We start from the raw sequence: 24,796 nt of genomic DNA, 5'->3' as shown, positions 1-24,796 counted from the left end.
TGAAGCAGGGCGGCGAGCCGCCCCGTTCATGTGATCAAAGGCCGAGACTGGTCTTGGCGGCCGCCAGCGCATCGCCCTTGCCGTCGCGGGTCTTGACGCCGGCGAGCCAGGGCTCGAGTGCCGACGGGTTGGCCTTCAGCCATTCGGTAGCCGCGGCTTCCGGCTCCTTGCCGTCGTCGAGGATCTTGCCCATGATCTGGTTCTCCATGTCGAGGGAGAAGGTCAGGTTCTTCAGCATCGCGCCGACATTCGGGCATTCGCCGAGGTAGCCGGCGCGGACATTCGTGTAGACCTTGGCGCCGCCGAAGTCGGGACCGAAGACGTCGTCGCCGCCTGTGAGGTAGGTCAGCTTGAAGTTGGTGTTCATCGGATGGGGTTCCCAGCCGAGGAAGACGACGGGCTTGCCTGCTTTCTCGGCGCGAGCGACCTGGGCGAGCATGCCCTGTTCGGAGGATTCGACGACTTCCATATCCTTCATGCCGAAGGTGTTCTTTTCGATCAGATCCATGACGAGGCGGTTGCCGTCATTGCCGGGCTCGATCCCGTAGATCTTGCCGTCGAGATCGTCCTTGTGGGCGGCGATATCCTTGAAGTCCTTGATGCCGAGCTCTGCACCTTTGGCGTTGGTGGCGAGCGTGTACTTGGCGCCGACCAGATTGGGGCCGAAGGATTCGACCGACTTGTCATCGATATAGGGGCGGACGTCCTTTTCCTGTGTCGGCATCCAGTTGCCGAGGAAGATGTCGATGTCCTTGTTCTTCAGCGAGGTGTAGGTGACCGGCACCGAGAGGACCTTGACGTCGGTCTGGTAGCCGATGCTTTTCAGGACGACGGAGGCGGTCGCCGTCGTGGCGGTGATGTCAGTCCAGCCGACGTCGGAGAAGTGGACGGTGGAGCAGCTGTCGGGATCGGCGGCGAAGGCGGCGGTCGCAACGGAGAGGGCGGCGACGGCAGTTGCAGTGACGAGTTTGAATGTGCTTGTTGTTTTCATTTTAGACTCCCAGTCTTTAGGTCCCCAAGCCAATCACCAATAACCCAGTTTGACAAGCGACCTCAGTGTGTTTGCGTCGTATCGACGGGTGCGATTGCGACGTCTGCAGATTTTTCGCAGTCGCGGGTTTTCGCGGCTTTCAGCCGGTTTTGGGCGTCAATTCCTGTGATTATCGCCGTTGCGGGGCTTTTCTTTGCCAATCCGAGCTTTCAATAAGCCGATCAAGGAGAAATCGGATGGCAAAGCTCTATTTCAACTACTCGACGATGAACGCCGGCAAGTCGACGATGCTGCTGCAGGCCTCCTATAATTATCAGGAGCGCGGCATGCGTACGGTGCAGCTGATCGCCGCCTTCGACGAGCGCGCCGGCCGCGGCGTCATCGGCTCGCGGATCGGGCTGGAGGCGAGCGCCATTCCCTTCGAACCGGACGAGGATCTGTTCCGACTGGTCATGACGCTGAGCGGCGAAGGGGCGCCGATCTCCTGCGTCTTCGTCGATGAGGCGCATTTCATGACACCCCTCCATGTCTGGCAGCTTGCCCGCATCGTCGACCGACTCGGCATCCCGGTCATGGTGTACGGGCTGAGGACGGATTTTCAGGGCAAGCTGTTTCCGGCCTCACAGGAGCTTTTGGCGATCGCCGACGAAATGCGCGAGGTGCGGACGATCTGCCACTGCGGGCGTAAGGCGACGATGGTGGTGCGGCTGGACGCGCAGGGAAAGGTGCTGCATGAAGGGGCGCAGATCGATGTCGGCGGCAATGAGAAATATGTCTCTCTCTGCCGCAGGCACTGGGACGACGAAATGAACGGGGCCTAGATCGCCGAGCCTGTGTGAGGCGATGAAAGGGCCGGTTTTCTTCGGCGTCTGGAGCGGCTAGCTTGGGTAGGAGATTCTCCGGGGAGATCAGGTGCGCAAACCTCCGCCATTCGACAGCCAGTACGAAGCCGCAGGCGGCCTTGCCGAAAAGATTGCGGCCGAGGGAGCCTATTGCGAAGCCTGCATCCGCGGCTTTGACAGCGACGAAACGCGGTCGGCCGACGAGGTTTTTCTCGAACAGAATGCGCGCTTCCAGACCCATATCGCCGATGGCGCAGCGCTTGATGCGTTGCTTGCCGAACTGGTCTTTACATTGGACCGGATGACGGCGGAGGTTTCGGCCGATCTCGACAGCTTCCGCGGATTGACGCTGCGCGAGAAAATGGCCGGCTGGACGTCGCGCCAGAGAATGTGGCGCATGTATACCGAACGCGTGCGCGAGGCGCCGGTCATCGAGCGGCTGCTCGACCTCCTGGCAAAATCGGACGCGCTCGCCAAGCTGATCGTAAGCCAGCGCACCTCGATCATCGAACGCCACAAGATAGCCGAACACGGTCTCGTGGGCATTGTCGAGCAACGGCGCCGGCTGGTCGATTCCATCGATATCGCCCGCCTGAAGATGAAGGAGCTCAATGCCAAGGCGCTGACGACCCAGGGCCGCATCGGCGTCTATGGCAACAGGGCGCACTGGGAGCAGATGGAGGCAGAGCGACGGGCGTTGAAGGCAGAGGCCGAGCGAATTTCGGCGGAGGAGCACGAGATGCGGGACGACAGTCAGCGGCGCGAACGCTTCATCGGCCTGTTCCAGGCTTTCGTCGATTCGTTGAATGGCCGGATCGGTGCCTGCAACGTCTTGCTGCGCAAGCTGATGATCGATGTCGAGGAGCGGCTGATCATCTATCAGGCGCAGGTCGATACCGACCGGCCGGGCATGAAGGTCAGGATCAAGCCGGAACTCTTCGCCGATATTGCGGCCCCGATCAGGCTGTTCGAGAAGGGCATGCTGGTCGCCCAGGATCTGGAGCGGCGCAAGAGCCGGGCCGACCTCGACGTCGCCGGAAAATTTCCGGCCTATGGCGAGCCGGCACCGGAAACGCCGGGAGCGCCGCTCATCGATACGGCGCGCGGGTCCTTCCGCTTCAGGTTGCCATTCCTGCGTTCCTGATCCGTGCCCCGCGCCGTCCGCGCTGCTTTCATTCGTAAAAATCGAGGCGCTCGTGTTGTGCTCGGCCTGACGAGCGCATATGTGGATGCAGCGGGGCGGCGATGTCCCGGTGTTCGCCTCGCCTGACAGGAGACGACGATGCTTGACCGGATAGCCGGTTTTTTCAGGCTGATCGGCCAGACGATCGGCCGCTGGGCCCGCCTGTTTTTCGCCTGGGCCTTCTGGCCCTTTCTTGCCGCGCATGGCTGGTACCAGCGCCGGAGCTGGCTGATCCGGCTGCCGATCATCGCATTCGTGGCGCTCTTCGCCGTACTTTACGGCTATTTCTTCTGGCAGACGCAGGTCTGGTCGAACTTCAACACCGCCTTCGTCGACCAATACCGGTTTTCGGAACGCAAGATTGCTGCCGGGCAGGAACTGCCGTCCGCCGAGAGCGCGAGCGGAGCGGCCACCAAAACCTGTCAGCGCTCAGCCATTGTCGATGTCACGGCTGACCTTACCGATTTCAACGTCAACCAGAACGCATGGATTTCTTCCATGCTGCTCTACAAAATGGGCTTCTTCGGGATCGACTGGGATCACACGCCCTTCCTCGACAACAAGGCCTCATTCCAGCGCGGCATCAACCAGGCAGTCCGGCGTACCTCGGCGGAGCTTGTCGATACACTCGGGCGCGTGCGCGGCACGTCTGGCATCAACAACGATCTGCAGAGCGCGCGCGGCAATCTGCAGTTCGACGAATATAGCTGGTATTTCGGGTTCAATCCCTTCGGGCCTAAGACGCCGACGCCTTCCTACTACCGCTCGGCGATCGGCAGCCTACGCAAGTTCAATACTGATCTGTCCGCCTGCAACGTTATTTTCGACGGCCGCGCCGACAATCTGATGCAGTTCATTGACCGCATCGCAAACGATCTCGGCGCCACCTCCGACATGCTCGCCGAGCGCTCGGAACACCATAATCGCGGCTGGTTCGACACGCGTGCCGACGATCGGTTCTGGTTCGCCTACGGCCAGCTTTATGCCTATTACGCCATCCTGACCGCTGCGCAGGCGGATTTCTCGCAGGTGGTGCAGGAACGCAATCTCGGCGCGATCTGGAGCGGCACCACGCGGCAGTTCCAGGCGGCACTGCGCATCCAGCCCTCGATCATCTCGAACGGCCGCGAAGACGGCTGGATCATGCCGAGCCACCTCGCGACCATGGGCTTCTATATCTTGAGGGTGCGCTCGAACCTCGTCGAGATCCGGTCGGTGCTCGATCGTTAGAGCGCTGCGCGTCAGCGGCGCGCCGCATGATCCTCGAAGCCAACGACGCGCAGCTTCTCGACGAATTCATAGGTGACGCCGACGATGCCGCCGCCGCTGGCATCGTCACGGAAGCGGCCGATGCTGCGCACCAACTTGTAACCGCCGAGCCGGTTGTCGACACGATAGACGAAATGGAAGCCGACGCCGTGAAGGCTTGCCTCCTCGAAGGTCTGGGCGATCAGGCTGCGGTCTTCGGTGTGAATGCGAGACATCAGTTCGGCCAGATTGACCGGCCGGTCGCTATAGGGGAGATCGAAGATCGCGTGCACATCCTCGCTTGTAAAGAAATGTCCGGTTTCGATGTCGATGCGCCAGAAGCCGAAAAGGCGATAGGCAGCAACCATCTGAACGATTTCCGCATCGGTGATGCCGATATGGGCGCGGGACTGTGCTATCTTGTCGACGACAGGCTGTTCGAAGCGAAGAGACACGATTCCCCCAATTCACGGGATGACGTGCTGACCCTCTTCTGATTTTTCAGCTGATCAGCTTCAATCGAATTGCTTTTGCTACCAACTGGGTGCGATTGACGCAATCGAGTTTTTTGATCGCATTGGTCATATAGGCATTCACCGTATGATCGGAGAGCGTCAGGATCTGGCCGATCTCGATCGAGGTCTTGCCCTGTGCCGTCCAGCGCACGACTTCAAGTTCCCGCGCCGACAGCGCATTGTGCGCATTTTCCTCGTTGCGCCTGACCGCATTGAATGCGTCGAGGGCATGCAGGATGATGATCGCCAGCTCGTTGACCTCGCTCTGGCCGAGCGCCGCACGTTCGCCGCAGAACCAGAAGACCAGGCGCCGGCCATCGACTGCAATGGTCGGCATGGCAACGCCTGCAGGTATTGCATGGCGCAGCATCAAGGCGCGCAGCTCGGCCGGAAAGGCCTGTGCATTGACGGCATCGTTGAGGTGCCAGGCCTGCGGCACAGCCGACTCCCTCAACCGTACGCCGAAAGGGCAACCACGCATCATGTTGGCGCGATCGAAATCTCTGATATAGGCCGCGGGAAGCGAGCTTTCGATCAGCAGCGGTTTCAGGAGGAGGTCTTCCGGCGAGGGAGCGTGCATCAGCGTCGCATAGGACAGTCCGAAGGCCGCGGAGACTCTGCCGAGTCCTTGTGCAAACAGGCCGCGTGTTCCTGCAACAGCAAGTTCCGCCGAAAGCAACGACTGTCTTTCAGAGGTGGTCATGTAAGACATTTTTACGCCCCGGCAGCCTCAATGTTAACGCTATCAAATACACAAACACTGCCGGATGCTAGCCCCAATTGCCTTATCTCAAGCCAATTAGGTCGAAAGGCGCAGAAATAGTCACGACCGCGCGCGCCCCGGTTGAGTTGCGGCCTGTGCAAGTAGCGTTGTGGTATCTTTGACTTCTGCTGCGGCGGGACAGCTGTGGATACCGCCTGCTCCGGGCAGGAAGAGAATCACGCCGGAAGAGCCTGGGCGCCGAGAGGCGCCGAAAACTGGCTTGCTGCGGCACGATGCAATTGATAGGCGTATTAACATGTACAACTGAGGCGATTTAATCGTGCGATTTGCATTCTGCCTGCATTTTAAGCATCTGTTTTCTCTGGCAATACTTGCTTTTCTTTTGTTGACCTTGCCGATCGATGCCGCGACCTCGCAGGCAGCCGGGCCGAAGGCGGCAGGGCAGCCGCCGATGCGCTTCATCCTCGTGCACCATCTTCTCTGCATGGAGGACTGTCCGGGATGGATATCGGCAGAGGGACGCATCACCTCCGACACGCCCGCGCAACTGCGAAAAATCCTCAAGACGATCGGTAACCGAAAGCCGCCGATCGTCTTCCGTTCCGAGGGCGGTGATGTCGATGCCGCCTATGCGATGGGCCGGATGATCCGCAAAGCGGGTCTGGAAACGGCAGTAGGCGGCACCAGGCTGAAGGATTGCCCGCCGGACGATCTGCGCTGCGCTGCCGCCATCGCAAAGGACGGGACCGCGCTTGGTAACACCTATTCGGACGGCGCATATTGTTTTTCCGCCTGCCCGCTGGCGTTTGCGGGCGGTACGTCGCGCGTCGCGTCGCAATGGGCGTTCATCGGTGTTCACCAGATCACGACGATCTATAACAGGGTGCGCGTTTCCTACCGTATCGAATACAAGATCGTGAACGGCAGGAGGAAAGAAATCTCCCGCAAGGAAGTCGGACGCAAATCGGCCGGGCAGAGCAGCTCCACCAAGCTCGGCAAGAAGGCCAGCATCGCCCTAATGGCCTATTTGAAGGAGATGGGGGTCGATAAGGATCTGGTGGATCATATGATGAGCGCCAAGCCGGACAGCATCATGATCGTGCCGCCCGCAGAGGCAATTCGAATAGGCCTCATGACCGGCATGCTGTCTTACAGCGAGTGGCCGGGAATGCCGCTTTGCGCACCGGATGCAGCCGCCGAGGCTGTCTGCCACGGACATCGGGCGGTCAAGACGTCTGCGGCTGAGGCGCCGGTATCCGAGACGCCCGTGCAGAATGCGTCCGGAGGCGCAAGCGAGAGCCTGCCGAAAACACGGCCCATGGATTTTCTCCTGATGTCCAATGGCAATTGTCGGGAGGAGTGCACACAATGGATTTCCGCGGATGGAGACATCACGCCGGATACGCCAGCTCAGCTGGAAGCGATCTTGAAGACGCTCGGCGAAAGGAAACTCCCGATCGTCCTTCAGTCCAATGGCGGGGATATGGATGCGGCTTTCGCTATGGGGCGTATGTCCGTGCTGCAGGTCTGGAGACCTCGATCGGCAGAACGCAGCTGCCGAATTGTCCAAAGCAGGACCCGCGTTGCAAAGCCGGCACCGCCGAAAGCGGGCTGACCGAGGGCGAAGTCTTTACCAGTGGTGCGTATTGCCTTTCGACCTGTACTCTTGTCTTGATGAGCGGAGCGCCGCGGACCGCCGGATATTCAGCCATCGGCCTCGTCAGACCCAAGACGACTGAATATGCGAAATTCATCGGCTATTTCGATGAGATGGGCGTCAGTGCCGAGCCATACCAGACGATGATGCTCGAGACGGCAATCGATCAAGCGATTATGCTTCCCTCTCAAGCGTTCAAGCTTGGCGTCATCAATGGCATCATTCCTTATGATGAAGAGCCCGGCTTGCATATCTGTGGGCCAGAGGCGAAGGAAAGTCTCCAATGCCCGATAGCGCCGCGCGTCTTACCGGATGCGAAAGGGGCGCAGTAACATTTTGATCTACGCATCGTGCTTTCCCATGATCCAGCGCGGCGGCCGCAAGGCGAGCGCTATTCACAGCATGCCGATATTTCGCTATCCCAGTCGCGAGGACAAGCGCTTTCGCGCATGCGAAAGGCCGGGACGGGGACATCCATGCCATCCATCAAATCCGATATTGAAATCGCGCGCGCCGCGGCCAAGAGGCCGATCTTCGAGATCGGGGCAAAGCTCGGCATCGCGGCCGAGCAGCTCGCCCCCTATGGTCACGACAAGGCAAAAGTCAGCGCCGAGTTCATCGCGGCGCAGGCGGTCAAGAAGGACGGCAAGCTGATCCTTGTCACGGCGATCAATCCGACGCCGGCGGGCGAAGGCAAGACGACGACGACCGTCGGCCTCGGCGACGGGCTGAATCGGATCGGCAAGAAAGCGATCGTCTGCATCCGCGAGGCGTCGCTCGGTCCCTGCTTCGGCGTCAAGGGCGGGGCGGCCGGCGGCGGTTATGCGCAGGTTGTGCCGATGGAAGACATCAACCTGCATTTCACCGGCGATTTCCATGCAATCACCTCGGCCCACAATCTGCTGGCTGCGATGATCGACAACCACATCTATTGGGGCAACGAAGAGAATATCGACATCCGCCGCATCACCTGGCGGCGTGTCATGGACATGAACGACCGGGCGCTGCGCAGCATGGTCTCATCTCTCGGCGGCGTCGCCAACGGTTTTCCACGCCAGGGCGGCTTCGACATCACCGTCGCCTCCGAAGTGATGGCGATCCTCTGCCTCGCCACCGATCTCAAGGATCTGGAGCGGCGGCTCGGCGACATCATCATCGGCTACCGCTTCGACAAGACGCCGGTGCATGCGCGCGATCTGAAAGCCGACGGCGCCATGGCCGTGCTGCTAAAGGATGCAATGCAGCCGAACCTGGTGCAGACGCTGGAAAACAACCCGGCCTTCGTGCATGGCGGCCCGTTCGCCAATATCGCCCATGGCTGTAATTCGGTGACGGCGACGAAGACGGCGCTGAAGCTCGGAGAGTATGTCGTGACGGAAGCGGGATTCGGGGCCGATCTCGGGGCTGAAAAATTCTTCAACATCAAATGCCGCAAGGCCGGGCTGAAGCCGGACGCGGCCGTCATCGTCGCGACCGTCCGGGCGCTGAAGATGAATGGCGGCGTGAAGAAGGAGAATCTCGGCACGGAGGACGTCGCAGCGCTGAAGAAGGGCTGCGCCAATCTTGGCCGGCACGTTGCCAATGTGCGCCGCTTCGGCGTGCCCGTCGTCGTCGCGATCAATCATTTCGTCACAGATACCGATGCGGAGATCGCGGCGGTGAAGGAATTCGTCTCGCGGCTCGGCGCCGAAGCGATCCTCTGCCAACATTGGGCCAAAGGTTCGGCCGGCATCGAGGAACTGGCGCATAAGGTGGTGGAACTGGCCGAATCGGGTCAAGCGAAATTCCAGCCGCTCTACGGCGACGACATTTCGCTGTTCGAGAAGATCGAGATCGTCGCCTCGAAAATCTACCATGCCGGCGAGGTGACCGCCGACAAGGCGGTGCGCGATCAGTTGCAGACATGGGAGGAGCAGGGCTACGGCAAGCTGCCGGTCTGCATGGCGAAGACGCAATATTCCTTCTCCACCGATCCGAACCTGCGCGGCGCGCCGGAAGGCCACATCGTTTCGGTGCGCGAGGTGCGGCTTTCAGCCGGCGCCGGCTTCGTTGTCGCCATCACCGGCGAGATCATGACGATGCCTGGCCTGCCGAAATCGCCCTCAGCGGAACGGATTTTTTTGAATGAGCAGGGTTATATTGAGGGGTTGTTCTGATTAGGCGTGGGGAAGGGACGGGATGCGGCCTCTCGATCCTGCCTTCTCCCGAGGGTAGAAGAGGATATGCCGCACCGTCTCCGTTCCCCGCCAGTTCTCGCTTGATGACGGGATTCTAGCCCTTCAACCGTCAATAACAATAACGATAGCCGCCCTTCCTTTCGATGACGTCGAGATGGAAATGGGTTTCGTGGGCCGCGTCGCTTTCCGGGTCGAGGACGGTGGTGAAATAGAGGCAGCCGGCGGCGCTGACGGCGCGCTGGAAGGCGCCGGTAAGTGTCGAGTCCTCGCGGCGGGAGCGGACGGCGACATCCTCGCCCTTTTGGAAATGGAAGCTGGCAATATCGATGGCGTTGCCGCGGGCGTGTTCGGAGATCTTGCCTGTTTCGGCGCCGTTGCGCAGGCGGCACATATAGGCGGTAGCCTGGTTGACGGCGGTGATACGGCCCTGCTCAGGCAGGGCGGCGGAAGCGGCAGGGATGACGCTCTCCTTCAACCAGCGGGCAAGTGCGAGTGCCGCCGGGCAGCGGATCGTTGCCTCCGGCTTGAGGGCGATACCGGGCAGAGCCTCGGAGACGATGATCGGTTTGTCGATGCCGCAGCCGTTGCCGTCATCGATGCGCGGCGTTTCCTTGAAGACGACACCCAACTCCTTGAGTGCGGCCGTGCATTCGGCATGCTCAGCGTCGCTTTCGGATTCGATCGTCAGATGCTGCTCTTCAAGCGTCTGCTCGCCGGGCGGCTTTTCTTCCGGCGGAGTCTGCGGGCTTTCGACCTGGCCCGGCGGAAGCGGCGGGCCCTGCATGGGTTCTGCAGGCTCAGGCTTTGCCGGTTCGGCTGATGGAGCAGGCGGCTGGTCCGGTTCGGATGTCTCCGGCTCCTTTACCTCAGGTTTCGGCTGAGGGGTCGGCACCTGCTCAGGCGCGGAGGGTTCCGCTTTTTCCGAGGACGGTGGAGTGGGACCGGTCGTCTGCCCGCCATCGGGCCGCGGCTCGGGCAATGGACCGTGGGGGGGCAGGCGGGCGCCGGCAAGAAAGGCGGTAGCGGCGAGCAGGATCGCCAATGTCGAAAATTTTCTCAATCCATCCGGTTCCTGGTATTGGTGGCTAGAAGCAACGCATGAGAGCGGTTTTCGTTGCAATTGTGCAAGGCTTTCAATAACGGCATCAATCTGCATGCCTCGCTTGCCTATGCCTACGGCAGGAATGAAGAAACCACCCAGCGCCTGCGCTCGGTGGCGCCGTTCAAGGCGATTGTCGGCGGCGGCTGGAGCAATGACACCTTCGGCTTCGATCTGTCTTCGACGCTATCTGCCGGCATGCTCACCGACCATTTCAATGCACCCGGTTATGCAATTGTCGACTTGACCGGCTGGTGGACGCCGGAACAGTTGCCGGGCCTACGCGTTCAAGCCGGTGTCTACAATATTTTCGACCGGAAATATTTCAACGCGTTGGCCGTACGCGACGTCAACCTGGTCTCGACCGCATCGCAGCCTCGTGATCGGTATTCCGAGCCGGGCCGTACCTTCAAGGTGTCGCTCACGAAGACCTTCTGACTGCCGGCGACACACCTTCACGGCTGGGGAGGGGCGGTTTTCGGGCCGCCCTTTTTCATTGCGCAATCGCCTCTTGCGCGGCGGCTGATCTCAGGCTAACAATTTTTCCATGATCACGTCCTTGAACATTGCTGTTTGGTGGTGGGCTCGCTGAGGCGGCCTCGACCAATCGTGTCCAAAGACGACGACGAGTGAGCCGCCCGAAACTTCGAGGCGGCTTTTTTGTTTTATCGCTGCCTGTCGTCCGGGCCCGATAACGGAGTGGAACAATGGTAACGATCCTGCGGGATGATGGTGCGGAAATCTACGAGACCAAGGGCGGCATATCCGTCACCCGGCAGCGTCGGGCGATCCCTTACGGCGATGCGGTCTCCTCCTATATCGATAAGCTCGACGAACGCCGCGGCGCGGTGTTCTCGTCGAACTACGAATATCCGGGCCGTTATACGCGCTGGGATACCGCCGTTGTCGATCCGCCGCTCGGCATCTCCTCCTTCGGGCGCGACGTCTGGATCGAGGCCTATAACGAGCGCGGCGAGGTGCTCCTCGGCTTCGTGACGGAGCGGCTGAAGACAGTGTCCGATCTCGTGCTCGGCGCTTCCTCCGCCCGCCGCCTCGACCTCTCCGTCAAGGCGCCGGACCGGGTGTTCACCGAGGAAGAGCGCTCGAAGATGCCGACCGTCTTCACGGTGCTGCGCGCTGTCACCGACCTCTTCTATTCGCAGGCCGATGCGAGCCTCGGGCTCTACGGCGCCTTCGGCTACGACATCGCCTTCCAATTCGATGCGATCGATCTGAAGCTGACGCGGCCTTCCGACCAGCGCGACATGGTGCTCTACCTGCCGGACGAAATCCTTGTCGTCGACAACTATGCCGCCAAGGCCTGGATCGACCGCTATGATTTCGCGAAGAACGGCGTGACGACCGAAGGCAAGGCGGAAGATATCGCGCCCGAGCCCTTCAAGCAGACGGATGCCATACCGCCGAAGAGCGACCACCGGCCGGGCGAATATGCCGAACTCGTCGTCAAAGCCAAGGAAAGCTTCCGCAAGGGCGATCTTTTCGAAGTCGTGCCCGGGCAGAAGTTCATGGAGCGCTGCGAAAGCAAGCCTTCGGATATTTCCAGGCGGCTGAAGGCGATCAATCCGTCGCCCTATTCCTTCTTCATCAATCTCGGCAATCAGGAATATCTGGTCGGCGCCTCGCCCGAGATGTTCGTGCGCGTATCCGGCCGCCGCATCGAGACCTGCCCGATCTCGGGCACGATCAAACGCGGTGACGATCCGATCGCCGACAGCGAGCAGATCCTGAAGCTCCTGAATTCCAAAAAGGACGAATCCGAGCTTACCATGTGCTCGGATGTCGACCGCAACGACAAGAGCCGCGTCTGCGAGCCGGGCTCGGTCAAGGTGATCGGCCGCCGGCAGATCGAAATGTATTCGCGCCTCATCCACACGGTGGATCATATCGAGGGGCGGCTGCGCGACGACATGGATGCCTTCGATGGGTTCCTCAGCCACGCCTGGGCGGTCACTGTCACCGGTGCACCGAAGCTCTGGGCGATGCGCTTCATCGAGAGCCATGAAAAGAGCCCGCGTGCATGGTATGGTGGGGCGATCGGCATGGTCGGCTTCAACGGCGACATGAATACCGGCCTGACGCTGCGCACGGTGCGCATCAAGGACGGCATCGCCGAAGTGCGCGCCGGCGCGACGCTACTCAACGATTCCGACCCGCACGAAGAAGAAGCCGAAACCGAACTGAAGGCCTCCGCCATGCTTTCCGCCATCCGAGACGCCAAGATCGGCAATTCCGGCAAGATTCAGCGCGACGTTGCTTCCGTTGGCAAGGGCGTCAGCATCCTGCTCGTCGACCATGAGGACAGCTTCGTTCATACGCTGGCCAATTATTTCCGCCAGACGGGAGCGACGGTTTCGACCGTGCGCACGCCAGTGCCGGAGGAGATCTTCGACCGGCTGAACCCCGATCTCGTCGTGCTGTCGCCCGGGCCGGGGACGCCCAAGGATTTCGACTGCAAGGCGACGATCAAGAAGGCGCGGGCGCGCAACCTGCCGATCTTCGGCGTCTGCCTTGGCCTGCAGGCGCTCGCCGAAGCCTATGGCGGGGAACTGCGCCATCTGGCCCTGCCGATGCACGGCAAGCCGTCGCGCATCCGCGTGCTGGAGCCGGGCATCGTCTTCTCCGGCCTTTCGAAGGAGGTGACCGTCGGCCGCTACCACTCGATTTTCGCCGATCCCTCGACGCTGCCGCGTGAATTCATCATCACGGCTGAAAGCGAAGACGGCACGATCATGGGCATCGAACATGCCAAGGAGCCGATCGCCGCGGTGCAGTTCCACCCGGAATCGATCATGACGCTCGGCGGCGATGCCGGCATGCGGATGATCGAGAACGTCGTGGCGCATCTGGCGCGCAAGGTGAAGACGAAGGCGGCTTGATTGGCAATTCCGGTTCGCCCTTCCTGATCACGGGAAGGGCGGCTAGGAGCGGCGTCGAGCGTGTCCTTCGAGGCGATCCAGCGGGTCGCGCCTCAGATAAAGGACGTTGGAGGAGGCGGCTCTTGCCCCTCACCCTAACCCTCTCCCTGTAAAACGGGGCGAGCGGACGTGCCCCGGGAGGCCAACGAGGAACGGAGAGGTTGCGGCGTGTTCCCTTCTCCCCGCTGGCGGACGCTGGCGGGGAGAAGGTGGCGGCAGCCGGATGTGGGGCGCAGCAGGGTTCTGCGGTAATTGCTGCTCCAGCGCTCAAGATAGCCTCGCCCTGCGTGGCCGGAGGCGAAGCCTCGAAGGGCGGGCGGGCATTCCGACCTGGATATGACAGGGCAACCCGGCAGGTGGTCCTTCAAAGCGGTTGACTTTATCAGTCAAATCAGAACATTTCAGGAACGATCAACCGGAACCATCACCGTGGCCAATGCTGAAAAGTTCATCGTGCTCCCTTACCGCAAGAACCGCGGCAATCTTGTGCCCGGCGAAATGCGCCAGGCATCGAATGCCGTCAGCGCGGAAAAGATCGCTTCGGCGATGGCCGAGCGTTTCGTCGGGGTCGCGGCCTACGCCGTCATCGTCGACGAGGAAACCGGCGACATGAGCTCCCCGCGACTGCTCGCGCGATATGGCGAGATTGCCGATCTCAACGCTGCCTGAGCGCGATTTCCCATGGAGACATCGCTCTACCTGCCGGTCAAAACCTTCCTGGAGGCAGCCGGTTATGCCGTCAAGGGCGAGGTCGGTGGATGCGATCTCGTTGGCTTGAGCGATGGCGAGCCGCCGGTCGTGGTCGTCTGCGAACTGAAGCTCACCTTCAACCTCGAACTGCTTCTCCAAGCGGTCGATCGCGCGGCGATGAGCGATGAGGTTTGGATCGCTGCGCGCGTTTCGGCCAAGGGACGCGGGCGAGAGACGGACAAGCGCTACCGCGACCTCTGCCGGCGGCTTGGCATCGGCATGCTCGGTGTCTCGGATGGCGGCGAGGTCAGCGTCATCGTCAGTTCCATTTCGCCGATGCCGCGGACCAATCCCAAGCGGCGTTCACGCCTCGTCAAGGAGCATCAGCGCCGTCGCGGCGATCCTGCCGTTGGCGGCGGCTCGCGGGCGCCGATCATGACGGCCTATCGACAGCAGGCGCTGCTCTGCGCGGCCGCGCTCGACCGGGGAATTGTGCGTCCGCGGGATATGAAGGCGCTTACGCCGAAGGCCGGTCCGATCCTGCGCGACAATGTCTACGGATGGTTCGAGCGCCAGGAAAAGGGCGTCTATGCCCTGACGCCGGCGGGACAGGCCGCTCTTCTACGATGGCCGCAGTCTGTCCAGCCCGATCCGGCTCTCTCGGCGCTGTAGCGGGATTGCGCATCCTGCGCCCGCGCTTTTCTGTCGGGGCGGCAACATCTGTGAGGGACGTGTCATTCTCTTTGACAAATCCTCCATCATCGCCCATATCACCCTCAACTGGGCCGCCTTCGCGACATTCGCGTGGGCGGTTTTGCATTTCAATGGCTTAGACCCTGCAATTCATTCGCAACCGCAGGAGGACGATATGAGCGACAACGGCGATCTGACGGTTCGGACGCTGGCGATGTGGGGGATTCCATTGTCGCTCGGCGTCATGGGGCTGAAGATGGTGGCCTGGTGGGTCACCGGCTCGGTGGCGCTGCTGTCGGACGGACTTGAATCGACGGTTAACGTCGTTGCGGCGTTCATCGCTTTCTTTGTCATCCGCTATGCGCAGAAGCCGGCCGATCACGACCATCCCTTCGGCCATCACAAGGCGGAATATCTCTCTGCCGTCACCGAGGGCGTGCTGATCGTCGTCGCCGCGCTGCTGATCGTCAACGAGGCGGTCGGCTATCTCGCTGCGCCGCGCATGCTCGATGCACCGGTGCTCGGCCTTGCGATCAATCTGGCGGCTGGCGTCATCAATGCGGTGTGGGCGCAACTTTTGATCCGCGCCGGGCGCAAACACCGCTCGGCGGCACTGGCGGCGGATGGGCAGCATATCATGTCGGATGTGGTGACATCCGTCGGCGTGCTCGTCGGGCTGCTGCTGGCGCTGGCGACGGGTTACGCGATTTTCGACCCGGTGCTTGCCATCCTTGTGGCCTGCAACATTCTCTATCAAGGCTGGAAGGTGATCTCGCAATCGATCAGCGGTCTGATGGACCAGGCGGTCGAGCCGCAGGAAGAGGAAGCGATCAAGCAGGCGATCGCCACCCATGCGGCGGGTTCGATCGGCGTGCATGACCTGAAGACGAGGCGGGCAGGCACCGTCACTTTCATCGATTTTCACATGGTGGTGCCCGGCACTATGTCCGTGCGACAGGCGCATGATATATGCGACCGCCTTGAGGATGCCATCAGAGCGGTGCATGAGGGCGCTAAAATAGCCATTCATGTGGAGCCGGAGGGCGAAAAGGCCCATGGCATCCGCGTCAAAGTCGTCAAGGAGGCATGATGCCGAATACCGATGTTTCCAGCCTGTCGATGCTGGGTCAGCAAACCGAAACTGCGAAATCGCCGGAAGAGGCGGTGCTGGAAAAAGTGCCGTCCAATCATGCCGGCACCGACTATGTCGTGCGCTTCACCGCGCCGGAATTCACCTCGCTCTGCCCGATGACGGGGCAGCCGGATTTCGCCCATATCGTCATCGACTACATCCCCGGCGAATGGCTTGTGGAATCGAAGTCGCTGAAACTCTTCCTGTTTTCCTTCCGCAATCACGGCGCCTTCCACGAGGATTGCTCGATTTACATCGCCAAGCGCATCGTCGAACTGCTCGACCCCAAGTGGCTTCGCATCGGTGCTTACTGGTATCCGCGTGGCGGCATTCCGATCGACGTCTTCTGGCAGACGGGTAAGCCGCCGGAAGGTGTGTGGCTGCCGGAGCAGGGCGTCGCCACCTATCGTGGCCGTGGGTGAGGAGCGGTCGGGCAACGCCCGAGCAATCGATCCAGTGAATCGATTGCAGGGACGAACGCCCTGAGCCCAAGCGAAGGGCCGGGATACGGTGCGGCAATGTAAAACCAACTGCCGGCCATTTCGGCCCGTTAAACCTCAAACATCCGTAACGTCGCCGGACGAGTCATCACTGTAATCGTCCCCATCGTCGTAATCGGCCTGCTGCACATTGTCGTCATTATCATTACCGGCATTATCAGAGGCCTGGCGCGTGTCGTCGTTGCCGTAATAATTGTTGATGACGGTCTCTTCGGTTGGCGCGGCCACATTGCCGAAGGGGTTGGCGCCGAAAGGCGAGCCCCAGCCGAGCGAGGACATGTGGTTGCCGAAGATGCCGCTCAAGGAGTTGGCAAGCAGCATGCCGCCGGCAACACCCGCGGCTGTGCCGAGTGCGCCGCGCAGGAAGCTGCCGCCGGCAGACGGCACATAGGCCTGCTGGCTCCAGGGGCCGGTGGGCTGCTGCTGCGCCTGGCGATCGTAGCCGCGCGGCTCGTCATAGGCGCGGGACGGCTGCCCCCAGGGGCCGGGGTTGGAGGGGACAGGCGCGGGCTGCTGTGTCTGGGTATTGCCGAAGATCGAGCTCAGGAAGCCGCCGCCCTTTTCGGCCTGGTGGTGCTCGCTGGCTCCGGCTTCAAACTGCCGGACGCGCTCCTCGAGTTCCTTGATGTGGTTGGCGGCCGCTTCAAGCCCCTTTTCCTGCACGATGACGGCCTGGGCGAGATAATAAGTGGCTGACGGCTGCTCGCGCGTCGCCTGGTCGATCAGGGCTTCGGCCTCGCGATCGCGCGGCTGGGCTTGCGCCGTGCGCACGCGGTCGAAGAGGGCGGTCAGCAATTGGCGTTCTTCCGGTGACATGTCCGGTCTCCTGTTGATCTCGTTTGGCGGTTGCCATGTGAGAGGTGAGGTAGGAACCGATTCCGGCTTTTCAAAGCCTTCCACCGTTACATTTCAGTAAGGCTTGCGGAACGGTGCGCGGCTTCTTAAGGATATCTCCATCGCTTCGGTGCCTTGTGTTTTTCCCGCATTGTTTTAGGCATTGAGTCGCATTATGTGCGAGGAACCCGAATTCATCTCCGAGAGGTTCGAATGAACGACGAAGAACAGGACGACAAGACGAAGGAACTGCCGCTCGGCAAGGAAACGGAGGCGAATCTTTTCAAGTCGCGTTCGATCTTCATCTATGGACCGATCAACCAGGAACTGGCGCAGAAGGTCTGCTCGCAGCTCGTCGCACTTGCTGCGGCGAGCGACGAAGACATTCGCATCTATGTCAATTCGCCCGGCGGTCACGTCGAATCCGGCGATTCCATCCATGACATGGTCAAGTTCATCAAGCCGAAGGTGTGGATGATCGGCACCGGCTGGGTCGCTTCGGCCGGCGCGCTGATCTATGTCGCGGCTCCCAGGGAAAGGCGCCTGTGCCTGCCGAACACGCGCTTCCTGCTGCACCAACCGTCGGGCGGCACGCGCGGCATGGCATCCGACATCGAGATCCAGGCACGTGAGATCATCAAGATGAACGAGCGCCTGAACAAGATCATGGCGGAGGCCACCGGCCAGCCGCTCGAGAAGATCGCCAAGGACACGGATCGCGACTACTGGCTCTCGGCCGAAGAGGCGAAGGACTACGGCCTTGTCTCGCGGATCGTGACGTCGCAAGCCGACATCTGAGTTTTCTCGGTCGGAACCTTCGAAACGCCCTTGCCTGCCGACCGCGGGTGAGGGCGTCTTGATTTCGGATGGTGCTTGCGGTCATCGACCGGCAGAGCTGGACGGAAAGGCCTCAATCTGGACTTGCGCGGGCGGCAACCATCATGCTCCATGCGCCATTCCAGCAGCTCAGAGTCCGCCATGCTCAAAGATTTTTCCGTCCAGGCCCTGTTCATGGGTCTGCTTACCGCTTTCGTCGGCTCCGCCAGCTCCTTCGCCGTCGTGCTGCACGGGCTGCAGGCGGTGGGTGCGACGGATGCGCAGGCCGCTTCGGGGCTGATGGCATTGTCGATCTCTATGGGCGTCTGCGCGATCGTGCTCAGCGCCGTGACTCGACTGCCGATCAGCGTCGCCTGGTCGACGCCGGGGGCGGCGCTGCTCGCAAGCACAGGCGCAATCGAGGGCGGCTTCAATGCGGCGGTCGGCGCATTCCTCGTCTGCGCCGTGCTGATCATCATTGCCGGGCTGTTCAAGCCGCTCGGCCGGGCGGTGGCCGCCATTCCCGCGCCGCTCGCCAACGCGATGCTCGCCGGTGTGCTGATCGGTCTCTGCTTTGCGCCGGTGAAGGCGATCGGCTTCAATCCGCTGCTCGGTCTGCCGATCGTCATTTCCTGGATCGTCGTCGGCGCGTTCCGGCGTCTCTGGGCGGTGCCGGCCGCGCTTGCAGCCTTCGTGCTGGTGCTCGCCTTCGGCGTCGACATTCCCGACGGTGCTTTCGCCTCGCTCGAACGATCGCTGGTGCCAGCTGCGGAAATCGTCCGCCCGGTGTTCAGCCTCGCAGCCTTCATCTCGATCGCGCTGCCGCTTTTCATCGTCACCATGGCCTCGCAGAACATTCCCGGTATCGCCGTGCTGAAGGTCAATCACTACGATCCGAAGCCAGGTCCGCTCTTTGCCGTCACAGGCTTCTTTTCGTTGCTGTCGGCGCCTTTCGGTGGACACGCCGTCAACCTGGCGGCCATCACCGCGGCAATGTGCGCCGGGCATGACGCCCATGCCGATCCCAAGCGGCGCTATTGGGCGTCGCTGATCGCTGGCGTCGGTTATGTGATCCTCGGGCTGCTCGCAGGCGCGGTGACGGCCTTCGTCGCCTTGGCGCCGCCTATTCTGATCGAGGCGGTGGCGGGGCTGGCGCTGGTCGGGGCCTTCTCATCCTCGGCGATGTCGGCTTTCCAGGCGCCGGAATCGCGCGAGGCGGCGGCGATCACTTTCCTCGTAACGGCATCGGGCGTTTCGTTCGGCGGCATCTCAGGCGCCTTCTGGGGATTGATCGCCGGCGGGTTGATGCTCGCGCTGTCGCAGCTGGTGAGGATTTGGAAACGACAGTCTCAGTCGAAGTAACGGAAGGGGGTGGGCCGCGAGGGCTTGCCAGTTTCACCGCCCAAGGTTATAAGCGCGGCCATGAAGACCTCTGGCGCCAAGATTTCCGACACGATTGCACGCGGCCGCATCGCCCTGCGTGACGTCTCGAGCGCCGTGACCTCGCTTCTTCTCCTCGGCCTTACGCGCGGTTGCCGGGTCCGTTGAGGAGCGCCCGGCGGCCGAAAGCCCGCCCGGTATCGCTCCTCGCGACTCACTTTCAAAATTGACCTAACGACCGACGAAGGTCCGCATTTGTTTATCGCCAAGTCCGATTCGATCGGCTAAGAGGCGGGGCAAATGCCGGGACGAGGAGACAAGACAATGGACAATACCAACAGCCGATCCTCCGCGAAGGGCATGCCCGATGCCGCGACGAAATACCGGCCCTATCCGCAGGTGAATATTCCCGACCGCACTTGGCCGACAAAGACTATCACCAAGGCGCCGGTGTGGTGCTCGGTCGATCTGCGCGACGGCAACCAGGCGCTGGTCGACCCGATGGGCCACGATCGCAAGGCCCGGATGTTCCATTTGCTGCTGGAGATGGGCTTCAAGGAAATCGAGATCGGCTTTCCCTCCGCCTCGCAGACGGATTTCGATTTCGCCCGCTGGTGTGTGGAAGAGGGCAACGTGCCCGCCGATGTCTCGCTGCAGGTGCTGGTACAGTGCCGCCCGGAGCTCATCACCCGCACCTTCGAAGCGCTGGAAGGCGCAAACCGGCCGATCGTGCATTTCTATAACTCGACCAGCGAGCTGCAGCGCCGCGTCGTTTTCGCCAAGGATGTGCAGGGCATCAAGCAGATCGCCGTCGATGCCGCCAAGATGATCACCGACATGGCCGCCAAGGCCGGCGGCGGCTATCGTTTCGAATATTCGCCCGAGAGCTTCACCGGCACGGAGCTGGAAGTGGCGCTGGAGATCTGCAACGCCGTCATCGAGGTGGTGAAGCCGACGCCCGACAACAAGCTCATCATCAACCTGCCGTCCACCGTCGAGATGGCGACGCCGAACGTCTATGCCGACCAGATCGAATGGATGTGCCGCAACCTCGACAATCGCGAGAACCTGATCGTCTCGCTGCATCCGCATAACGACCGCGGCACCGGCATCGCCGCCGCCGAACTGGCCTTGCTGGCAGGCGCCGACCGCGTCGAAGGCACGCTGTTCGGCAATGGCGAGCGCACCGGCAATGTCGACGTCGTGACGATGGCGCTCAACATGTTCACGCAGGGCGTCGATCCCGGGATCGACTGCTCGAACATCGAGCGCATCAAGGAAGTATTCGAATATTCGAACCAGATGGCGATTGCCGAGCGTCACCCTTATGTCGGCGAGCTGGTCTATACGGCTTTCTCCGGCTCGCATCAGGATGCGATCAACAAGGGCATGAAGGCCGCACAGGTCGCCAATCATCCTGTCTGGGAAGTGCCTTATCTGCCGATCGATCCGCGTGATGTCGGCCGTTCCTACGAGGCGATCATCCGTATCAACTCGCAGTCCGGCAAGGGCGGCATCGCCTATATCCTGCAGCAGGATTACGGGCTCAACCTGCCGCGCAACCTGCAGGTCGAGTTCCGTGAAGAAATCCAGCGCATCACCGATGTCGAGGGCAAGGAGCTTCCCTCGAAGCGCATCTACGACCGCTTCATCGAGCGCTACGTGACGCAGCCCGAGGCGCGCCTCAAGTTCGTCGACCACCACACCTATCCCGACACCGAGCGCAAGGGCCAGCGGATCGTTGCAGCTGAAATCACCGACAATGGCGAGATCAAGCGCATCGAAGGGCGCGGCAACGGCCCGATCGACGGCTTCATCAACGCACTGTCGCATTATCTCGGCATCGAAATGTCGGTCGAGGACTATTCGGAGCATTCGCTGCAGCACGGCTCGAACGCGGCGGCGATCTCCTATGTCGAGACCTCCTATCCCGGCGGCAAACTCTTCGGCGCCGGCATCAACACCAACATCGTCGCGGCATCGCTGGAAGCGATCGTCTCGGCGGCCAACCGGGTGCTCGAGGTGAAAGCTGGCAAGGCTTGATCGATAGGTGACGTAATATCAGTGCTTTGATCAGGATTGCCCGTTGCGGATGCTCGGGCATTCGCTCCTGTGGGCCACGTCAAATCGTCGATCTGCCGACGATCTGCCGATCAGATCGCGGTGGCGATCTTCATGGCGAGCTGGCCGAGGTTGGCTTCGGCGGAGGGGCCGGCGAGAACATAGGAGGTGCCGGCATTGTGCCAGGTGACCAGGCCAATCTCGTCCTTGATCGTTTCCTTGAAGTCGTCGGTCTCAGACGGCTGCGCGTCCTTCCGAAAGCAGATGGAGATGATGTCGCCGTCGCTGTTGGAATAGACGAGCTGACCGACAGGCCGGTTGTCGCCGAGGATGACGCGGGCACCCTGGAAGGTCCAGGATTCGGTGCTGAGATCCGGCACACGGAAAGGCACACCGATGGCGGTCGTCAGCCAGCTGGAGATTTCTTCGGCCTGTGAGGCCGGCACTTCGACGAGGTGACGGGGCTGGCGGATCAGCAGGCGTTGATAGGCGGTGACGTCGCCGAGCCAGTCATTGGTATTGGCGGGCGCCGTGGCGGTCGTGGTGGCGATCTCGTCGGCATCCGGGGTGGTGGCGGCAAAATAGCCAATGCCGCAACCGACGACGAACAGGATCAGAGCGGCTGCCAGCGCCTGTGGGCCGCTGGGAGCCAGTTTCACCTGGGGGCGTATGGCGCGCTGGGTGATCGGGGTCTTTGGCGGCTGCGTGCTCTTGATCGAGCGGACGAGGGCGAGCGGCACCGGCTCCTTCAGGACATCGTCCAGGCGGCGGCGGCCGAAATCGGCGCCATGGCGCAGCTTTTCATGCAGACGCCGCGCGTTCTCGTCGCTAGCCAGGCGCTGTTCCAGTTCGTGCCGCTGTTCGGGAGAGACCTCGCCGTCGAGAAGGGCGGTGAGCTGGGCTTCGAGCGGCAATTTCCTAAGATCGAGCAATTCAGTACCTGTGGATGGGGTGGGTGCCGGCAAGTCCGGCGAAATGCAGCCTTGCGGTCGCCAGCTGGGAGACGACGCTTGCCGTCGAAATGCCCATGATGTCGGCCGCCTGCTGATAGCTGTGACCTTCGACATCGACGAGCAGGAAGATCGAGGAAACGCCCTCAGGCATTTCGGCGATCATGCGATGGATGGCGTCGGGATCGACCGAGGCCGAGCGTTCACGCGCAGCCTCTCTGATATCGGTGACGTTGCCGCGTGCCGACGCCTTCGGCTTCCGCTTGCGGCTGTCCTCCGTCCACTGCTGGCGGGCAAGCGTGTAGGTCCAGCTTTCCAGACGGCCCTCGCCATTCCACTGATGCCCCCTGGCAATGGCGCGCAGACAGACGGCTTGGACAAGTTCGTCGGCCACACCGGCTTCGCCCGCGAGCGTGATCGCGAAGCGGCGAAGGTGGGGCAGAAGGCCGACGAGATCACGCCGGAGGTCGATGGTCGTTGCGGGCTGACGCATTGTCTATCCAAGAAGCATTCACAATGGTTTCGCGGACGAAAGCTTCGCCATCGGACGCGAAACCGGCTTTGTTGGCACCGGAGATGCAGATGCTTTATGAAGCAAATCCACTGCACTTCGCAAGCATTCGGTCATCCTATCCCCTTTCCCAAGGGGTTTTCCCAATCTAGCCCGCAAAGCTTGCGTCAATATGTCTTGTAACCGTTCAAGCTTTGCAGCAGAGCGCGATAGGCCCAGGTGTCTTCGCCGCCGCGGTCGCGAATTTCGACGAGCTGGACGCGCGCTCCCTGGATGTCTCCTTGTTCCACCAGTGCCATGCCCATGTAGGAGCGGGCGAGAATATAGTTCTCATCCGCCTGCAATGCCTTGCGGTAATAGGACATGCCGAGCTCCATGCGACCGGCCTTGCGGTTGGCATAGCCAAGATAGTTCAGAATGTGGGGGTCGTTCTGATTAAGGGCAAGATTGAGCACGGCGATGGCATTCTCATACTGGCCGGCATAGGCGAATTCGCGGGCGAACTTATAGAGATCGTCGTCGTTGAAGCTGTTCTTCTTCGGAGTGACGCATTCCTTCTTGGCCTTGTCCCAGACCTTGCCGCCGGTGCAGGTCTTGGTCGTCTGCGTCTTCGGCGGCGGATTGGTGTCGTCGTTGCTGTCGCCGACCGCGAAGGCGGCGCTTGCCATGCCGAAGACAAAGCCGGCGGCAAGTGTTGTTCTGCACAGGCGATGGAAGGGGGAAGTCATTGGCGGCTCCGTTCTGAGGCGATGCAGTCGGCTGGATTGTACGCTTACCGGTAAAAATACCAAGAGGGTAGGCCGCCTCCATGACAATTGTTGCGACGGTGGCGAAGCGCTTTCCGAGATTGATTCAAGTGCCGCATAAACAGAGTCCGAAGTCAGCGCTAAGGCGCGAAAATATCGACGCTTTCCGGCATCATCGCATCGCCTGTCCTGTTCAGGCTGAAGCGCTCGCCGGTGAGTTCCCAGGCGCCCGGAGAGCCGTCGATGGAAAAGAGGTTGTAGGCGGCCGGCGGCTTTATGCTGCCCGGCCCCTGCGAGGCCGACGCGATGCCGACGACAGGCACCGGCTGCACTTGGCCGCGCAGCCAGTGCAGCGTATTCAGATGCGTGTGGCCGTGCAGCACGAGCTCGGCGCCGCCGGTCGAAATCACGGCCGCGAAGCGGCGGATGCCGATCATGCGTTTGTGGAAGGCGGTGGCGCCGCGGATCGGCGGATGATGGATCATGACGACGCGGAAGAGACCGGCTTCGCCGGCCGCGCGCAGCATGTTCACCGTGTCGCGGGCCTGGCGGGCGCTGAAAAAGCCGGAGGCGGCGAAAGGGGGCGTGGCGACGGCCGTGGAGCAGCCGACGATCGCAACTTTGTCGCGGACACGCAGATAGGGAAAGATGCGGCGGTCTTCCTGCCATTGCGGCGAGGCGAGATCGCCGCGGACATAATCGTACCAGGCGCGCATCGATTTCTCATAGGCACCCGGCACATAGGCGTCGTGATTGCCGGGAACGACCGAGGTTTCGGCGGGATCGCCGAGCGCGCGCAGCCAGGCGGCGGCGGCGCGGATCTCGATGCCGCTCGCCAGGTTGACGAGGTCGCCGGTAACGGCCAAATGATCGGCCTGATGGGCGCGGATGTCATCGAGAAGCAGATCCAGCGCGCTGGCGAAAAGGTGCTTGCGTCGATTTCGATGCCAGTTCACAAAGCCGGTTATGCGTTTGGAAAACAGCTCTTGAATGGAAAGACGAGGCAGTGGTCCGAGGTGGACGTCGGAAATATGCGCGAGCTTGAACATGCTACGAGACATAGACCAGCTTATTGACAAATCAAACACATCCGGCGCGATGAAGAGCCGAA

At 61.5% G+C, this 24,796-nt stretch carries 22 protein-coding genes and 2 pseudogenes; 15 read left to right on the top strand and 9 right to left on the bottom strand.

The window, feature by feature from the left end; translation table 11 throughout:
* Positions 1-34 precede the first annotated feature (34 nt).
* Positions 35-991 (bottom strand): choline ABC transporter substrate-binding protein, encoded by a 957-nt coding sequence (locus AMK00_RS15705; protein ID WP_011426321.1) that lies wholly within the window; start codon positions 989-991, stop codon positions 35-37.
* Between the two features lie 236 nt (positions 992-1,227).
* Here AMK00_RS15705 and AMK00_RS15700 point away from each other — a divergent pair, with 236 nt between their 5' ends.
* The 3 genes from AMK00_RS15700 to AMK00_RS15690 all read left to right on the top strand — a co-directional run bounded on the left by AMK00_RS15700 (position 1,228) and on the right by AMK00_RS15690 (position 4,246).
* Positions 1,228-1,812 carry a thymidine kinase gene (locus tag AMK00_RS15700; protein ID WP_064811007.1) on the top strand — a complete coding sequence of 195 codons (585 nt, stop codon included), beginning with the start codon at positions 1,228-1,230 and terminating at the stop codon, positions 1,810-1,812.
* A gap of 91 nt (positions 1,813-1,903) precedes the next feature.
* Positions 1,904-2,977, top strand: coding sequence for a hypothetical protein (locus AMK00_RS15695; protein WP_064811006.1), 1,074 nt, complete (start codon positions 1,904-1,906; stop codon positions 2,975-2,977).
* 138 nt (positions 2,978-3,115) lie between these two features.
* Positions 3,116-4,246 (top strand): DUF2333 family protein, encoded by a 1,131-nt coding sequence (locus tag AMK00_RS15690; protein ID WP_064811005.1) that lies wholly within the window; start codon positions 3,116-3,118, stop codon positions 4,244-4,246.
* A gap of 11 nt (positions 4,247-4,257) precedes the next feature.
* Here the strand turns inward: AMK00_RS15690 and AMK00_RS15685 are convergent, their stop codons facing one another.
* Together AMK00_RS15685 and AMK00_RS15680 are read right to left on the bottom strand one after the other, a co-directional pair.
* Positions 4,258-4,719: a PAS domain-containing protein gene (locus AMK00_RS15685; protein ID WP_064811004.1), complete on the bottom strand. Its 462-nt coding sequence runs from the start codon at positions 4,717-4,719 to the stop codon at positions 4,258-4,260.
* A gap of 46 nt (positions 4,720-4,765) precedes the next feature.
* Positions 4,766-5,491: a helix-turn-helix transcriptional regulator gene (locus AMK00_RS15680; protein WP_064811003.1), complete on the bottom strand. Its 726-nt coding sequence runs from the start codon at positions 5,489-5,491 to the stop codon at positions 4,766-4,768.
* A 331-nt stretch (positions 5,492-5,822) separates the two neighbouring features.
* Between AMK00_RS15680 and AMK00_RS15675 the strand changes: the two are divergent.
* Together AMK00_RS15675 and AMK00_RS15670 are read left to right on the top strand one after the other, a co-directional pair.
* Positions 5,823-7,492, top strand: a pseudogene (locus AMK00_RS15675) (hypothetical protein).
* Positions 7,493-7,636: 144 nt separating this feature from the next.
* Complete coding sequence (locus tag AMK00_RS15670; RefSeq protein ID WP_064811002.1) at positions 7,637-9,316, top strand: formate--tetrahydrofolate ligase; 1,680 nt, start codon at positions 7,637-7,639, stop codon at positions 9,314-9,316.
* Between the two features lie 130 nt (positions 9,317-9,446).
* Here the strand turns inward: AMK00_RS15670 and AMK00_RS15665 are convergent, their stop codons facing one another.
* Positions 9,447-10,457, bottom strand: a complete 1,011-nt coding sequence (locus AMK00_RS15665; RefSeq protein ID WP_064811001.1) for an extensin-like domain-containing protein — start codon at positions 10,455-10,457, stop codon at positions 9,447-9,449.
* 6 nt (positions 10,458-10,463) lie between these two features.
* Here AMK00_RS15665 and AMK00_RS15660 point away from each other — a divergent pair.
* The 6 genes and pseudogenes from AMK00_RS15660 to queF all read left to right on the top strand — a co-directional run.
* Positions 10,464-10,874: pseudogene (locus tag AMK00_RS15660) on the top strand (TonB-dependent hemoglobin/transferrin/lactoferrin family receptor); the annotation flags it as partial.
* 269 nt (positions 10,875-11,143) lie between these two features.
* Positions 11,144-13,333 (top strand): anthranilate synthase, encoded by a 2,190-nt coding sequence (locus tag AMK00_RS15655; protein ID WP_064804147.1) that lies wholly within the window; start codon positions 11,144-11,146, stop codon positions 13,331-13,333.
* Positions 13,334-13,801: 468 nt separating this feature from the next.
* On the top strand, positions 13,802-14,041 hold the full coding sequence (locus AMK00_RS15650) for a hypothetical protein (protein ID WP_064695947.1): 240 nt from the start codon (positions 13,802-13,804) through the stop codon (positions 14,039-14,041).
* 12 nt (positions 14,042-14,053) lie between these two features.
* Positions 14,054-14,734 carry a DUF2161 domain-containing phosphodiesterase gene (locus AMK00_RS15645; protein ID WP_064804144.1) on the top strand — a complete coding sequence of 227 codons (681 nt, stop codon included), beginning with the start codon at positions 14,054-14,056 and terminating at the stop codon, positions 14,732-14,734.
* Between the two features lie 196 nt (positions 14,735-14,930).
* The gene (gene emfA, locus AMK00_RS15640; RefSeq protein WP_064810999.1) at positions 14,931-15,845 is read left to right on the top strand and encodes a CDF family cation efflux transporter EmfA; all 915 of its coding nucleotides are present in this window, start codon (positions 14,931-14,933) and stop codon (positions 15,843-15,845) included.
* Complete coding sequence (queF, locus tag AMK00_RS15635; RefSeq protein WP_064810998.1) at positions 15,845-16,309, top strand: preQ(1) synthase; 465 nt, start codon at positions 15,845-15,847, stop codon at positions 16,307-16,309. The genes emfA and queF overlap by 1 nt, the downstream gene beginning before the upstream one ends.
* 135 nt (positions 16,310-16,444) lie before the next feature.
* On the opposite strand, the gene AMK00_RS15630 is transcribed toward queF, so the two are convergent.
* Positions 16,445-17,203, bottom strand: coding sequence for a DUF2076 domain-containing protein (locus AMK00_RS15630; protein ID WP_064810997.1), 759 nt, complete (start codon positions 17,201-17,203; stop codon positions 16,445-16,447).
* Between the two features lie 231 nt (positions 17,204-17,434).
* Between AMK00_RS15630 and AMK00_RS15625 the strand changes: the two genes are divergently transcribed.
* The 4 genes from AMK00_RS15625 (at position 17,435) to leuA (ending at position 21,460) form a co-directional block, all read left to right on the top strand.
* Positions 17,435-18,019 (top strand): ATP-dependent Clp protease proteolytic subunit, encoded by a 585-nt coding sequence (locus tag AMK00_RS15625; RefSeq protein ID WP_011426306.1) that lies wholly within the window; start codon positions 17,435-17,437, stop codon positions 18,017-18,019.
* 150 nt (positions 18,020-18,169) lie between these two features.
* Entirely contained in the window at positions 18,170-19,399 is a 1,230-nt protein-coding gene (locus tag AMK00_RS15620; protein ID WP_064804136.1) for a benzoate/H(+) symporter BenE family transporter, read from the top strand.
* A 60-nt stretch (positions 19,400-19,459) separates the two neighbouring features.
* Positions 19,460-19,585 (top strand): hypothetical protein, encoded by a 126-nt coding sequence (locus AMK00_RS33455; RefSeq protein WP_257784615.1) that lies wholly within the window; start codon positions 19,460-19,462, stop codon positions 19,583-19,585.
* 156 nt (positions 19,586-19,741) lie between these two features.
* Positions 19,742-21,460 carry a 2-isopropylmalate synthase gene (leuA, locus tag AMK00_RS15615; RefSeq protein WP_064804134.1) on the top strand — a complete coding sequence of 573 codons (1,719 nt, stop codon included), beginning with the start codon at positions 19,742-19,744 and terminating at the stop codon, positions 21,458-21,460.
* 110 nt (positions 21,461-21,570) lie between these two features.
* Here the strand turns inward: leuA and AMK00_RS15610 are convergent, their stop codons facing one another.
* From AMK00_RS15610 to AMK00_RS15595, 4 genes are all read right to left on the bottom strand, one after another.
* Complete coding sequence (locus tag AMK00_RS15610) at positions 21,571-22,410, bottom strand: anti-sigma factor family protein (RefSeq protein WP_064810996.1); 840 nt, start codon at positions 22,408-22,410, stop codon at positions 21,571-21,573.
* Position 22,411: 1 nt separating this feature from the next.
* Positions 22,412-22,921: an RNA polymerase sigma factor gene (locus AMK00_RS15605; RefSeq protein ID WP_064810995.1), complete on the bottom strand. Its 510-nt coding sequence runs from the start codon at positions 22,919-22,921 to the stop codon at positions 22,412-22,414.
* 185 nt (positions 22,922-23,106) lie between these two features.
* Positions 23,107-23,667 (bottom strand): tetratricopeptide repeat protein, encoded by a 561-nt coding sequence (locus tag AMK00_RS15600; protein ID WP_064810994.1) that lies wholly within the window; start codon positions 23,665-23,667, stop codon positions 23,107-23,109.
* Between the two features lie 158 nt (positions 23,668-23,825).
* A complete protein-coding gene (locus AMK00_RS15595) occupies positions 23,826-24,734 on the bottom strand; it encodes a metallophosphoesterase family protein (RefSeq protein ID WP_064810993.1) in 909 nt (302 codons plus the stop codon).
* Positions 24,735-24,796: the final 62 nt, after the last annotated feature.

Origin of the sequence: Rhizobium sp. N621 (assembly GCF_001664325.1) — a bacterium.
GTDB classification, from domain to species: Bacteria; Pseudomonadota; Alphaproteobacteria; order Rhizobiales; family Rhizobiaceae; genus Rhizobium; species Rhizobium esperanzae.
The sequence above is the reverse complement of the archived record's forward strand: the minus strand, read 5'-3'. Positions and strand labels throughout refer to the sequence as shown.